Annotated in this window: 15 protein-coding genes; 9 read left to right on the top strand and 6 right to left on the bottom strand. The window is 72.5% G+C overall.

The annotated features are described in order from the left end of the window. Positions 1-54 precede the first annotated feature (54 nt). Positions 55-186: a hypothetical protein gene (locus RGQ06_RS18500; protein WP_432427856.1), complete on the bottom strand. Its 132-nt coding sequence runs from the start codon at positions 184-186 to the stop codon at positions 55-57. 447 nt (positions 187-633) lie between these two features. On the opposite strand from RGQ06_RS18500, the gene RGQ06_RS18495 reads away from it, so the two are divergent. After that, positions 634-1,122, top strand: a complete 489-nt coding sequence (locus RGQ06_RS18495; protein ID WP_432427855.1) for an ATP-binding protein — start codon at positions 634-636, stop codon at positions 1,120-1,122. Here RGQ06_RS18495 and RGQ06_RS18490 read toward each other — a convergent pair. Both RGQ06_RS18490 and RGQ06_RS18485 read right to left on the bottom strand, forming a co-directional pair. Beyond that, positions 1,112-2,743, bottom strand: coding sequence for an acyl-CoA synthetase (locus RGQ06_RS18490; protein WP_432427854.1), 1,632 nt, complete (start codon positions 2,741-2,743; stop codon positions 1,112-1,114). The genes RGQ06_RS18495 and RGQ06_RS18490 overlap by 11 nt on opposite strands. Positions 2,744-2,842: 99 nt before the next feature. Next, positions 2,843-3,205: a hypothetical protein gene (locus tag RGQ06_RS18485; RefSeq protein WP_432427853.1), complete on the bottom strand. Its 363-nt coding sequence runs from the start codon at positions 3,203-3,205 to the stop codon at positions 2,843-2,845. Here RGQ06_RS18485 and RGQ06_RS18480 point away from each other — a divergent pair. Further along, positions 3,204-3,986 (top strand): nucleotidyltransferase family protein, encoded by a 783-nt coding sequence (locus tag RGQ06_RS18480; protein ID WP_432427852.1) that lies wholly within the window; start codon positions 3,204-3,206, stop codon positions 3,984-3,986. The two genes, RGQ06_RS18485 and RGQ06_RS18480, sit on opposite strands and share 2 nt — an antisense overlap. Before the next feature lie 55 nt (positions 3,987-4,041). On the opposite strand, the gene rlmN is transcribed toward RGQ06_RS18480, so the two are convergent. After that, positions 4,042-5,109 (bottom strand): 23S rRNA (adenine(2503)-C(2))-methyltransferase RlmN, encoded by a 1,068-nt coding sequence (rlmN, locus tag RGQ06_RS18475; RefSeq protein ID WP_432427851.1) that lies wholly within the window; start codon positions 5,107-5,109, stop codon positions 4,042-4,044. 66 nt (positions 5,110-5,175) lie between these two features. Between rlmN and RGQ06_RS18470 the strand changes: the two genes are divergently transcribed. Then, positions 5,176-5,919 carry a VIT1/CCC1 transporter family protein gene (locus tag RGQ06_RS18470; protein WP_432427850.1) on the top strand — a complete coding sequence of 248 codons (744 nt, stop codon included), beginning with the start codon at positions 5,176-5,178 and terminating at the stop codon, positions 5,917-5,919. A 99-nt stretch (positions 5,920-6,018) separates the two neighbouring features. On the opposite strand, the gene mshD is transcribed toward RGQ06_RS18470, so the two are convergent. After that, positions 6,019-6,918, bottom strand: coding sequence for a mycothiol synthase (gene mshD, locus RGQ06_RS18465; protein WP_432427849.1), 900 nt, complete (start codon positions 6,916-6,918; stop codon positions 6,019-6,021). A 41-nt stretch (positions 6,919-6,959) separates the two neighbouring features. On the opposite strand from mshD, the gene nth reads away from it, so the two are divergent. After that, the gene (gene nth, locus RGQ06_RS18460; RefSeq protein WP_432427848.1) at positions 6,960-7,703 is read left to right on the top strand and encodes an endonuclease III; all 744 of its coding nucleotides are present in this window, start codon (positions 6,960-6,962) and stop codon (positions 7,701-7,703) included. A 190-nt stretch (positions 7,704-7,893) separates the two neighbouring features. Here the strand turns inward: nth and RGQ06_RS18455 are convergent, their stop codons facing one another. Beyond that, positions 7,894-8,082: a hypothetical protein gene (locus tag RGQ06_RS18455; protein WP_432427847.1), complete on the bottom strand. Its 189-nt coding sequence runs from the start codon at positions 8,080-8,082 to the stop codon at positions 7,894-7,896. Between the two features lie 55 nt (positions 8,083-8,137). Between RGQ06_RS18455 and hisD the strand changes: the two genes are divergently transcribed. From hisD to RGQ06_RS18430, 5 genes are all read left to right on the top strand, one after another. Continuing rightward, a complete protein-coding gene (gene hisD, locus RGQ06_RS18450; RefSeq protein ID WP_432427846.1) occupies positions 8,138-9,448 on the top strand; it encodes a histidinol dehydrogenase in 1,311 nt (436 codons plus the stop codon). Continuing rightward, positions 9,445-10,512 carry a histidinol-phosphate transaminase gene (gene hisC / locus RGQ06_RS18445; RefSeq protein WP_432427845.1) on the top strand — a complete coding sequence of 356 codons (1,068 nt, stop codon included), beginning with the start codon at positions 9,445-9,447 and terminating at the stop codon, positions 10,510-10,512. The genes hisD and hisC overlap by 4 nt, the downstream gene beginning before the upstream one ends. Beyond that, the gene (gene hisB / locus RGQ06_RS18440) at positions 10,509-11,099 is read left to right on the top strand and encodes an imidazoleglycerol-phosphate dehydratase HisB (RefSeq protein WP_432427844.1); all 591 of its coding nucleotides are present in this window, start codon (positions 10,509-10,511) and stop codon (positions 11,097-11,099) included. The genes hisC and hisB overlap by 4 nt, the downstream gene beginning before the upstream one ends. Before the next feature lie 82 nt (positions 11,100-11,181). Further along, positions 11,182-11,808: an imidazole glycerol phosphate synthase subunit HisH gene (gene hisH, locus RGQ06_RS18435; protein ID WP_432427843.1), complete on the top strand. Its 627-nt coding sequence runs from the start codon at positions 11,182-11,184 to the stop codon at positions 11,806-11,808. Between the two features lie 13 nt (positions 11,809-11,821). After that, positions 11,822-12,550: a HisA/HisF-related TIM barrel protein gene (locus RGQ06_RS18430; protein WP_432427842.1), complete on the top strand. Its 729-nt coding sequence runs from the start codon at positions 11,822-11,824 to the stop codon at positions 12,548-12,550. Positions 12,551-12,557 lie beyond the last annotated feature (7 nt).

Here is a 12,557-nt window from a genome sequence, read left to right as displayed (position 1 = left end):
GCACTGGACGCGGACGGGCCCGGCACCTCGGTGCCGGGCCCGTGTCGTGGCTGCTCATCGCAGCGGCAGCGAGGGGTTGCGGTACAGCTCGTAGCTGTAGGCCCGCTGCAGCTCACGCAGCTTCCTGGCATCGTCCGCGTGGTGGGCGTGGGCCCGTTCCTCGCGGAAGCGTCGGGGGAATCGCACCGTCCTCACCTCCTTCTGGGTGGGGTGCGGGGTCGGCGCGCCGGGCGCGCCTGGTCTGGTCAGGATCCGCCCGACGAGGCAGGCGGACCGGTGGTGGGCGCGGCGCTCCGGTGACCGTCGGGTCGACGGGCGGCGGTCAGCTGGCGTCGGCGCCGGTGCGGGGGTCTGCGCCCCCGGTGCTGCCCACGTCGGTGGGAGCGTCGAGCTGGATCGTGTGCTGCAGCATGGGCGCTCCTCTCACTCGGCGGGGCAGGACGACGTCATCCGAGCGCGCATCGATCGTCGGGGCAAGCGAATTTCGGGCCTCGGTCGGACCGGCGTCGGCGGCGCTGTCCCCTTCGTCCGGAATCGCCACCGAAGTGGCCCGGAATGCGTCATTCGTCCCGGCCTAGCCGCCGACCGTGGGGGTACGGAGCGAGGTGAGCCGCTGACCGGACGATGAGGGGGGTGACGGTGCCGGTGACCCAGGACCTCGAGAGCTGCCGGCAGCGCATCGACGACCTCGCCGGCTGCGAGCGCAGCGTCAACGCCGAGGCGTCGTTCACGCCGGGTGACGACTACCGGCCCGTCGTTGATCTGGTGCTCGCCGCCGCCGAGGTGCTCGACCCGCCGCTGTCGCCGGCCCGGCTCCACGACCTGCGCCTCGCCGTGACCGAGGCGTGCAGCAACGCGGTGAAGGTCCACCGGCCCGAAGCCCTCGCCGACCCGGTGGTGGTCTCGTGCCACATCGACGACTCGTCGGTGCGCGTCGAGGTGCGCGACCGGGGACCCGGGTTCGATCCCTCCGAGCTGACCCCGCTGCCCGACCCGGAGGACCCGGAGCGGCTCCGCTACGAGCACGGGCTCGGCGTGGAGCTCATCTGCACGCTCGCCGACGAGGTCGCGTTCCGCCGGGAGGCGGACGGCACCGTCGTGGTGATCGGCCTCAGACGTTGAGCGCCTGCTCCTTGGCCCAGCGGTAGTCGGCCTTGCCGGCGGGCGAGCGCATGACGGAGTCCACGAACACGAAGGCCTTGGGCAGCTTGTAGCGAGCGACGTGGGTGGCGGCTTCGTCCCGCAGGGCCTGCTCGTCCGGGGTCGCCCCGTCGCGAAGCTGGACGATGGCGATGACCTCGTTGCCCCACTTCTCGCTGGGTCGGCCGGCGACGACGACGTCGAACACGTCGGGGTGGTGGGCGAGGGCCTGCTCGACCTCCTCGGCGAAGATCTTCTCGCCGCCCGAGTTGATCGTGACCGAGTCGCGACCGAACAGCTCGATCTCGCCCTCGGCGGTGAGGCGGGCCCGGTCGCCCGGGACGGCGTAGCGGGTGCCGTCGATCACCGGGAAGGTGCGCTCGGTCTTGTCGGCGTCGCCCAGGTAGCCGAGGGGAACGCGACCCTTCTGGGCCAGCCAGCCGTCGCCCTCGTGCCCCGGCTCGAGCACGGTGGACAGGTCGGCGGACACGACGGTCGCGCTCGGGCCGGGGGTGAAGCGGCCGGTGGAGGACTTGGCGCCGGCGGCCGACACGTGGCTCATCTGCGAGCCGGTCTCCGACGCGCCCACGGCGTCGAGGATCATCACCGACGGCAGCGCGGCGAGGAAGCGGTCCTTCAGGGTCGAGTTCAGCGGCGCGCCGCCGGACACGATGGCGAGCAGGGACGAACCGTCGTGGTCGCCCCGCTCCAGCTCCTCGACCAGGGGACGACCGAAGGCGTCGCCGACGATGAGCATCACGTTGACGCCCTCGCGGTCGACCGCACGCCACACGTCGGCCGGGTCGAGGCGGACGACGTCGTCCTGGATGACGATGCTCGACCCGCCGTTGAAGCCGGAGAACGCGACCCACTGGGCGGCGCCGTGCATGAAGGGCGGGGCGGGGAGGACCTTCGCGCCGCCGCTGTTCTTGGCCGCGTCGACGATCTCCTCGAGGGAGGCCTTCTCGGTGCCGGTGGACAGGTCACGGCCGCCCATCGAGCCCATGAAGATGTCGGCCTGGCGCCACAGGACGCCCTTGGGCATGCCGGTCGTGCCGCCGGTGCAGAGGATGTAGAGGTCGTCGGGCGAGCGCTCGACGGACGGGGCCAGCGTCGACGCGGTGGACAGCACGTCCTCGTAGGCGACGGCGCCGTCCAGCAGCGGACCGTCGCCGACCTGGATCAGCGTGCGGAGCTGGGGCAGCTCCGGGAGGACGGCGGCGAGGGTGTCCGAGAAGCGGCTGTCGAACACGATGGCGTTCGCCTGGCAGTTGTCGAGCAGGTAGAGCAGCTCCTCCTCGACGTAGCGGTAGTTCACGTTGAAGGGCGCCACCCGGGCCTTGAACGCCCCGAGCATGGACTCGAGGTACTCGTTCCCGTTGTACAGGTAGATGGCGAGGTGGTCCTGGTGGGTCTCGTGGCCGCCGAGGCCCTCGCGGGAGCTGCGGGCGCCGTGGCCGGCACCGTGCAGGACGTTGGCGAGTGCGTTGGCACGCTCGTCCAGCTGCCGGTAGGTCCAGCGGCGATCGCCCCAGATGATGGCGTCGTTGTCGGGGATCGCATCGGCGACCGCCTCGTAGACATCGGCCAGGTTGAAGTCCATCTGCCAGCTACCCCCTGCAGCACACCTCGGAATCGGTCGCAGGGACGCTATTGACCGATCAGTCAACTTCCCAATCGGGGTGGGGCGGACCGACCGGGGTCAGCTGAACCAGATGCGCTGGTGCTCCTTGGAGTCCTTGTGGAGCAGCAGGGCGATGAGGAGGATCTCGAACATCAGGCTGATGATGCCGGTGCCGAGGACCGCGTCGAGGCTGAACCCGCCGACGAGGAAGCGCAGCACGAACGGCAGGAACGCCATGGCCAGGCCGAGGTTGTAGCCCCACTTCTTCTCGTTGGCGATGCCGAAGCCCGCCGCGGCCTTGCCGGCGACGATGGCGATGCCGATGGGGGAGAACAGGTAGCCGCCGAGCACCGCGTCGAAGGCGGCGCTGATGTACAACAGGAGCACCGCATTACCGAGCGTCTGGGGCAGCGAGTGATTGATCCACCGGCGGGTCTCCATGGGTGACAGTCTCGCAGGTGTCGCGCTCGGGGCAGGATCGGGCGAGCGCCTGCGACCGCTGTCGCTGCTGCGCCCCAAGGTGCTGTGCCCGGTCGGCGACGACCCCCTGATCGACCACGCCATCGGCCGCCTCTCCTCCGTCGTCGACGACGTGGCCGTCAACGTGCACGAGAGCCAGCCGGCCCTCATCCGCCACCTCGACCACCGGGTGCACCTGTCGCTCGAGCAGGGCGAGGCCCTCGGCACGGCAGGAGGGGTGGCCAACCTGCGGGGCTGGCTCGACGGGCGCGCCGTCGCGGTCGTCAACGGCGACACCTGGTGCCCGGGTGGGCTGGAGCACCTCGTCGACGGGTGGGACGGCTCGACCATCCGCATCCTCGTCGCCGGCGACGAGCCCTTCGGTCCCCGCGCCGCGGTGGCGGCGTCGCTGATGCCGTGGGACGTCGTGGAGCGCCTGCCCGTCACCCCGTCGGGGCTGTGGGAGGTGTGCTGGCGCCAGGCGCTCGAGGAGGGCCGGATCGAGACGGTGCACCACCACGGCCCCTTCGTCGACTGCGCCGACGCCGTCGACTACCTGCGCGCCAACCTGGCATCGGCGGGCGGCAGCGTGGTGGGCAAGGGCGCGGTGGTGGAGGGCGCCATCGAGGAGTCGGTGGTGTGGCCGGGAGCGCGGGTGCGGGAGCGGGAGCACCTCGTCCGGGCGATCCGCACCGACGCCGGCACCACCGTGCTCGTCCGCCGCGACGTCTCCATGCGCCTCGACCACGACCACCGCCACTGACTCGTTCTGGCCTACCGATTCCCCCGCATGCGCGGGAATGCGTAGGCCAGAACGCTCAGGAGGTGGAGGTGGAGGTGGAGGTGCGGGTGCGGCGGCGGGGGGCCCGGACGGGGGTGGCCTCGTGGTTGGCCCGGAGCTGGCCGCACGCCGCGTCGATCTCGGTGCCGCGGTTGCGCCGGACGGTGGCGTTCACACCGAGCTCCTCGAGGCGGTCCCGGAACTCGCGCACCCGCGCCGGCGGCGTGCCCCGCACGGCGTAGCCGGGCGTCGGGTTCAGGGGGATGAGGTTGACGTGGGCGCGCACGGCCCGGGCCGCGACCGCCAGCTCCTGGGCGTCCTGCTCCCGGTCGTTCACGCCGTCGATGAGCGCCCACTCGAACGAGAGGCGACGGTGGGTCGTGTCGACGTAGCGGCGGCAGGCCTCGAGGAGCCGGGCGATGGGGTACCGGCGGTTGATCGGCACCAGCTCGTCGCGCAGCTCGTCGTTGGCGGCGTGCAGGGACACGGCCAGGTTCACGGGCAGCGACTCCTGGGTGATCCGCTCGATGCCCGGCACCACGCCCACGGTGGACACCGTGATGTGGCGGGCGGACAGGCCGAGCGCCCCGTGGATGCGCTCCACCGCCCCCCAGGTCGCGTCGTAGTTGGCGAGCGGTTCGCCCATGCCCATGAACACGACGTTGGACAGGCGGCGGGGCTTGGCGACGCGGGCGGCGATGACGACCTGCTCGACGATCTCGCCGACGGTCATGTGGCGTTCGAAGCCGGCCTGGCCGGTGGCGCAGAAGCTGCAGGCCATGGCGCAGCCCGCCTGGCTCGACACGCACACCGTGGAGCGGTCGGGGTAGTGCATGAGCACGGTCTCGACAGCGGCACCGTCGGCGAGGCGCCACAGCCACTTGACCGTGTCACCGTCGTCGCTGACGGACTCGGCCGCCGGTTCGAGCGCGAGCGGCAGCTCGTCGGCGAGGCGGGCACGCAGCGCCTTGGGCAGGTTCGTGATGTCGGCCGGGTCGGTGTGGTGCTCGTAGAGGCCCTGCCACACCTGGTCGACGCGGTAGCGCGGCTCACCCGAGAGGAGGTCGGCGAAGGCCTCGCGATCGAGGTCGTAGCGGGTGGGCACGGTCGACCAGCGTACGGCGCGTGGCATGGGCGGCCACCCGGGGGGACGACGCCGTAGCCTGGTCCCGTGGTCGACCCTCTCACCAGCGATCCCGACGGGGTCCGTCCCGAACCCCCGGTCGAGGAGCACCACCACCGCGATGTGCGGGGCGGGGCCGCCCGGGCCGCGGTGTTCGGGGTGAGCGACGGCCTCGTCTCCAACGTCGGCCTGATCCTCGGCGTGGCCGGCGCCGACCCGGCTCCCGCCGTCGTTCGGGTCGCCGGCCTGGCCGGCCTCGTCGCCGGCGCCATCTCCATGGCGGCCGGGGAGTACAACTCGATGCGGGTCCAGGCCGAGCTGTTCGAGCGCGAGGTCACCCTCGAGCGCATCGAGATCCGCCGCAACCCCCACGTCGAGACCGCCGAGCTGGACCAGCTGTACCAGTCCCGTGGCGTGGCCCCGGCCGCCGCCCGCGCCCTGGCCGAGTCGGTCATGGCCGACGAGGAGCTGGCCGTGCGCACCCACGCCCGGGAGGAGCTCGGCATCGACCCCGACGAGCTCGGCTCACCCACGGGCGCCGCCGTCTCGTCCTTCGCCGCGTTCTGCGCCGGCGCGGTCATCCCGCTCGTCCCCTGGTTCATCACCTCGGGCGTCGCCGCCACCGTCGCGTCCCTGGTCGCCGCCCTCATCGCGGCCGTCGTCATCGGCGTGGTCATCGCCCGCTTCACCGAGCGCCCGGCCTGGCGCGTCGCCGGCCGCCAGCTCGCCTTCACGGCGGTGCCCGCCGCCCTCACCTACACGATCGGCAGCCTCGTCGGCGTCAACGTCTGACGTCGGGGGACGCAACCCACGACGAAACTGGACGCGGCCACGGAACGCACGGGCTTCGTGTTCCGTGGCCGCTGCCAGTTTCCAGCGGATGGACCGAACTCAGGCCGGCTTCACATCTCCGACGAAGGCTCGGTTGGTGGAGTGCACGGTGAAGCCGAGGTCCTCGTAGAGCTTCACCGCCGGGGCGTTGTCGGCGTCGACGTAGAGCATGCCGGTGTCGGTCGAGCCGGCGAGGTGGGCGAGGCCGGCGACGGTGAGGGCCCGCCCGAGCCCCTGCCCGGCGAAGTCGGGGTGGACGGCGATCACGTAGATCTCCCCGACCGGCGGCTCCTCGTGGACCTTGGTCCAGCAGAACCCGGCCAGTCGGCCGTCGCGCTCGTGGAGCAGGAAGCCCTCGGGGTCGAACCACGGCTCGGCCTCGCGCTGGCGCACGTCGTCGAGGGTCCAGCCCCCCTGCTCCGGGTGCCACGCGAACGCGGCGTTGTTCACCGCCAGCCACGCCTCCTCGTCCCGCCCGGGCACGAACGGGCGGGTCACCAGGTCCGTCGTCTCGTCGAGGGGGAGGGGCACCCGCATCTGCCACAGGTCCCGACCCGGCGCCAGGCCGACCAGGTTGGCGATTCGGTTGTGGGCCTCGTTGGGCTCGTACACCCAGTAGTGGACGTGGCCGCCGCCCTCCTCGGCGATCAGGTCGACCGCGGCGCCCAGCAGGCGGGGGGCGATGATGAGGGCGTCGTAGCGGTGGTGGGGGTCGATGACCAGGTCGATGGCCCAGGACTGCTCGCCGCGGGTGACCTGGGAGTAGGCGACCAGGTGGTCGTGGCCCTCCTCGGTGAGCACCAGGCCGGCGAACTCGGAGCGGCCACCGTGCGCGGCGTCGACCCAGCGGTGCTCGTCGATGGGACGGTGGCCGTCGGCGAGGTAGACCCGCTCGATCAGGTGCTCCACCTCGCGGACGTCGACGTCGTCGAGGTGGTGCTTGATCTGGAGCTCGGCCATGGGCGGCCGAGGCTACCGAGGGCCGTCGGTAGCCTCCGACCATGGCCGCCCGCGTGCAGAACCCCCCACCACCGCCGGGCCGCCGGCGACCCCGCACGCCGGCGGGACGTGGTCGGGCCGCCCACGAGGCCCTGGCCGAGGCCTACCCGGGCACCGCGGTCGAGCTGTGCGAGCTCGACCACCGCGACCCCTTCGAGCTGCTCGTGGCCACGATCCTGTCGGCCCAGTGCACCGACGAGCGCGTGAACATGACCACCCCGGAGGTCTTCGCCCGCTGGCCCGATCCCGAGTCCCTCGCCGGCGCCGACCCCGAGGAGCTGGAGCAGGTCATCCACCCAACCGGGTTCTTCCGCCAGAAGGCCAAGTCGCTGCTCGGCATGTCGGCCCGGCTCCTCGAGCACCACGGGGGTGAGGTGCCCCACCGCATCAGCGACCTCGTGGCGCTCCCCGGCGTCGGGCGCAAGACGGCCAACGTGATCCGCTCGGTGGCCCTCGACGAGCCCGGCCTGCCGGTGGACACCCACGTCGGACGGGTGGCCATCCGCCTCGGCCTCACCGAGGAGACCGATCCGGTCAAGGTCGAGCACGAGCTCGGCGCCATGGTGCCCGCCGCCGAGCGCGGGCTGTTCAGCCTGCGGCTCATCCTCCACGGCCGCCGGACCTGCTTCGCCCGCCGCCCTGCGTGCCCGGAATGCCCGCTCGCGTGGTTCTGCCCGTCCTTCGGGATGGCTGATCTGCCCACGTCACCGCACAAGCCGAAAAAATCCCGCGGTGGTGTCGCGTAGGCCGTGTGGATCATGTAGCGTTTCCCTCAGTCCAGGTTCCCGCCACCTGGAACTGACGCGTTGCACGGGATCCGCCGCCCGGCAACGCCAGCGACGGCGCCCACTCCCACCCGGGCGCCGTCGCCGCGTCACGGGGCCGGACACCACGGTGTTCGGCCCCTGACCCGCGCCCGAGACTCGGTCTTGGGCGTTAGAGGCTGCCGCGGAGGCGGTCGAGGCGGCGCACGGCGTTGCGCAGCGACCGCTCGACCTCGAACAGGCCGGGGGAGATCGGGTCGTCCGGGTCGCTGTCGCGCCGGTCGGCGATGGCGGCGACGCGCTGGCTGAGCTCCTCGAGGGTGCCCTGGATGGAGGACAGCTCTGCCGCGTCGGTGCTCACGGCCACAGTTCTACCCACTTCGGACCCGGTTCCGGCCGCCGGTAGCCTGCGCCGGGTGACCGGCCTCCTCACCACGCTCGACCTGCGCGGCACCGACACGTCGGATCCCCATGCGCTGCGGTCGGTGCTGCCCCGCCCGAAGGCGGCCGAGGAACCGCCGATCGAGCAGGTCCGTGCCGTCATCGAGCGGGTCCGGGTGGGCGGCGACGAGGCCCTGCGCGCCATGACCAAGGAGTTCGACGGCGTCGACATCGACGCCATCCGTGTCGACCCCGACGACGTCGCCGGCGCCGTGGAGCGCATCGATCCGGCGCTGCGGACCGCGCTCGAGACCGCGCACCGCAACATCGCCGCCTACCACCGGGCCCAGCTGCACGACCCCGCCCGCTACGAGCGCGACGGCCTGGTCGTGCGCGAGCTGCGCCGTCCCGTCGATCGGGCCGGCCTGTACGTGCCCTCCGCGCTCGCCCCCCTGCTCTCCACCGCGCTCATGACCGCCGTCCCGGCCAAGGTCGCCGGCGTGCACGAGACCGTGCTGTGCACCGCCCCGGGTCCCGACGGCAAGGTCGACGACGGCATCCTCGCCGCGGCCGCCATCGCCGGCGTCGACGAGGTGCACCGCGTCGCCGGGCCCGCTGCCATCGCCGCGCTCGCCTACGGCACCGAGTCCATCCTCGCGGTGGACGTCATCGTCGGTCCGGGCAGCGCCCGCGTCGCCCAGGCCAAGCGGGAGGTCGCGTCCAGCGGCCTCGTCGGGGTGCCGTCCAGCTTCGCCGGCCCCTCCGAGGTCGTCGTCGTCGCCGACCGCGACGCCGTGGTCGAGGACGTCGCCATCGACATCGTGCTTCAGGCCGAGCACGGCCCCGACGGGCTGGCCTGGCTGATCTGCTGGGACGAGGACGTCCGCGCCGCCGTGGACGAGGCGGTCGGCCGGATCGTCGCCACCAGCCCCCGGCGCGAGCACATCGAGGCCACCCTCGCCGACGCCGGCTACGCCGTGGTCGTCGACGGTCCCGCCGCCGCCATCGACGTCGCCAACGTCATCGCCCCCGAGCACCTCGAGCTGCAGACCGCCGACTCCGAGGACCTGCTCGTGCGCGTGAAGCACGCCGGCGCGGTGTTCTGCGGCCCGTGGGCGCCGGCCAGCGTCGGTGACTACGTCGCCGGCCCCAACCACGTGCTGCCCACCTACGGCTCGGCCCGCTTCGCCGGCGCCCTGCGCGTCGACGACTTCTGCAAGCACATCCACGTGGTCAGCCTCGACGAGGCCGCGCTGCGCGGCCTCGCCCCGCACGTGCAGGCCATGGCCGCTGCCGAGGGCCTCGCCGCCCACGCCGACTCCGTCCGCCAGCGGGTCGAGCGGTGAAGCGGCCCCGCGTCCGAGACGACCTCGCCCTCCACCCCGGCTACCACTCCCCGCAGGTCGAGGTCGACGTCCGCCTCAACACCAACGAGGCCCCGGAACCGCCGCCCGAGGGGTTCCGGGAGGCGCTGGCCGCCGAGCTGGCCGGCGTCGAGTGGCACCGCTACCCCGACCGCGCCGCCACCGAGCTGCGCGAGGCCATCGCCGCGCACCACGGCGTGCAGGCCTCCCAGGTGTTCGTGGCCAACGGCTCCAACGAGGTGCTGCAGACCCTGTGCCTCACCTACGGCGGTCCGGGTCGCAGCGTGGCCACCTTCGAGCCGACCTACGCCCTGCACTCCCACATCCCCAAGATCACCAACACCGCGGTGGTGTCGGGGGAGCGCACCGAGGACTTCGCACTCGACATGGACGAGGTGCGCCGGGTCCTCACCGAGCACGACCCGACCATCACGTTCCTCTGCTCGCCGAACAACCCGACGGGCATGGTCGAGACCGAGGAGACCGTTCGCGCCGTCGCCGACCTCGCCCCCGGGCTGGTCGTGGTCGACGAGGCCTACGGGCAGTTCGCCCCGTGGTCCGCGCTGGAGCTCGTCGACGAGACCTCGCCGATCGTGGTCACACGCACCTACTCCAAGACCTGGTCCATGGCGGCCGCCCGCCTCGGCTACCTGATCGGCCCGACCTGGCTGGTCGAGGAGCTCTCCGAGGTCGTCCTGCCCTACCACCTCGACGCGGTGAAGCAGATCGCCGGCCGGGTCGCGCTCGACTTCGAGCCCCAGATGCGCCGCCGGGTGTCGGACCTGGTGGAGGAGCGCGGCAGGGTCACCGCTGCGCTGTCCCAGCTGCCCGTCACCGTGTGGCCGTCCGGCGCCAACTTCATCCTGTTCCGCCCCGACGCCGTCGACGGCGACACCGTCTGGCAGCGCCTCGTCGAGCGATCGGTCCTGGTGCGCAACTGCGCGTCCTGGCCCCGGCTCGACGGCTGCCTGCGCATCACGCTCGGCACCCCCGGCGAGGACGACCGCTTCCTCGACGCCCTCACCGACATCCTGGAGACCTCATGAGCCGCACCGCGACCATCAACCGGGAGACCAAGGAGACCACGGTCTCGGTCACGATCGACCTCGACGGCACCGGCACCACCGACATCAGCACCGGGCTGCCGTTCTTCGACCACATGCTCGACCAGCTCGGTCGCCACGGGGGCTTCGATCTCACCGTGCAGGCCACCGGCGACCTCCACGTCGACGGGCACCACACGGTGGAGGACGTCGGCATCGTGGTCGGTCAGGCGTTCAAGGAGGCCCTCGGCGACAAGGCCGGCGTCCGGCGCTTCGCCAGCGGCCTGTACCCGCTGGACGAGGCCCTGATCGAGGTCGCCCTCGACCTGTCGGGGCGGGCGCACGCCGCCATCGACCTGCCCTTCGGCGAGGTCCTGCCCCTCGGCGACCCGCCGTTCAACCCCGAGATGGGCGTGCACTTCCTCGAGTCCTTCGCCCAGCAGGCGCTGATCACGCTCCACGTCACCAAGAAGGCGGGCGTGAACACCCACCATGTGCTCGAGGCCAGCTTCAAGGGCCTGGCCCGCTGCCTGCGCGACGCCGTGCGCGTCGAGGGCGGCGGCGTCCCCTCCACCAAGGGCGCCCTGTGACCCCCACTTCCTCGTTCTGGGACGCGGGATGCGCCCCCGAGGCATGGACCGCGGCCCAGAACGGTGATCTGCGGGGGTGCCGGTGACCGAGAAGCCGCTCATCGCCGTCCTCGACTACGGCATCGGCAACCTCCGCTCGGCCCAGAAGTCGCTCGAGCGCCACGGGGCCGACGCCCGCCTCACCGCCGACCCGGCCGTCGTCCGCGACGCTGCCGGCGTCATCCTCCCCGGCGTCGGCGCGTTCGGCGCGTGCATGGACGCGGTCGAGCGCACCGGCGTCGCCGACCTGGCCCACGAGGCCGTCGAGGCCGAGAAGCCCTTCCTCGGCATCTGCGTCGGCATGCAGCTGCTCTACGAGGCCTCCGAGGAGACCCCGGGACGCAAGGGGCTCGGCATCCTGCCCGGCACCGTCCAGCTGCTGCCCGAGGGCGTGAAGCGCCCGCAGATGCAGTGGAACGTGGTCGACGTCATCCGGCCCACGGCGCTGTTCGAGGCCCTCGACGACCCGATCTGGATGTACTTCGTGCACAGCTACGCCGCCCCGATGTCCGACCACGTCGTGGCCACCTGCGACTACGGCGGCCCCGTCGTGGCCGCGGTCGAGCACGGCCACGTGCACGCGGCCCAGTTCCACCCGGAGAAGTCCTCCACCCCCGGGCTCGCGTTCATGCAGAACTTCGTCGACCTCGTCCAGCAGGGCCGGGCATGAGGGGCGTCGCCTGATGGACCTCTATCCCGCCATCGACCTGCGCGGTGGCAAGGTCGTGCAGCTCGTCCAGGGCGACTTCGACCGCGAGGCCGTCCATGCCGACGACCCCGTCGAGGTCGCTCTCGGGTTCGAGGCGGCCGGCGTGCCGTGGATCCACATGGTCGACCTCGACGCCGCCCGCACCGGCGAGGCCCACAACCGCGAGCTGATCGCCCGGGTGTGCGACGCCGTGTCCGTCCCGGTCCAGGCGGGCGGCGGCGTCCGCTCCGTCGATGCCGCCCGTGCCCTCGCCGACGCCGGCGTCGCCCGGGTCGTGATGGGCACCGCCGCGGTCGAGCAGCCCGAGCTCGTCGAGCAGGTGGCGGCATCGCAGGCGGTGGCGCTCGGCCTCGACGTGCGCGGCCGCGAGGTCTCGATCAAGGGGTGGACCGAGGGAGCGGGGCTCGACATCGCCGACGCGCTCGCCCGCCTCGAGGACTCCGGTGCCAGCGCCGTGGTCGTCACCCAGATCCAAGGCGAGGGCCTGCTCGGCGGTCCCGACCTCGACGGCCTCTCCGAGCTGCTCGGGCTGACGGCGCTCGACGTGATCGCGTCGGGCGGCGTCGGGGAGCTGGAGCACCTCCGTCTGCTGGACTGCCTGGATCGAGACGGCCGGACCCTGTCGGGCGTCATCGTCGGCACCGCCATCTACGAGGGCCGGGTCGACGTGGCCGAGGCCGTCAGGGCGCTCTCCCGCCCGTAGCCTTCGA

Source organism: Salinilacustrithrix flava (genome assembly GCF_041228405.1).
Taxonomy (GTDB): domain Bacteria; phylum Actinomycetota; class Acidimicrobiia; order Acidimicrobiales; family Salinilacustritrichaceae; genus Salinilacustrithrix; species Salinilacustrithrix flava.
The sequence above is the reverse complement of the archived record's forward strand: the minus strand, read 5'-3'. Positions and strand labels throughout refer to the sequence as shown.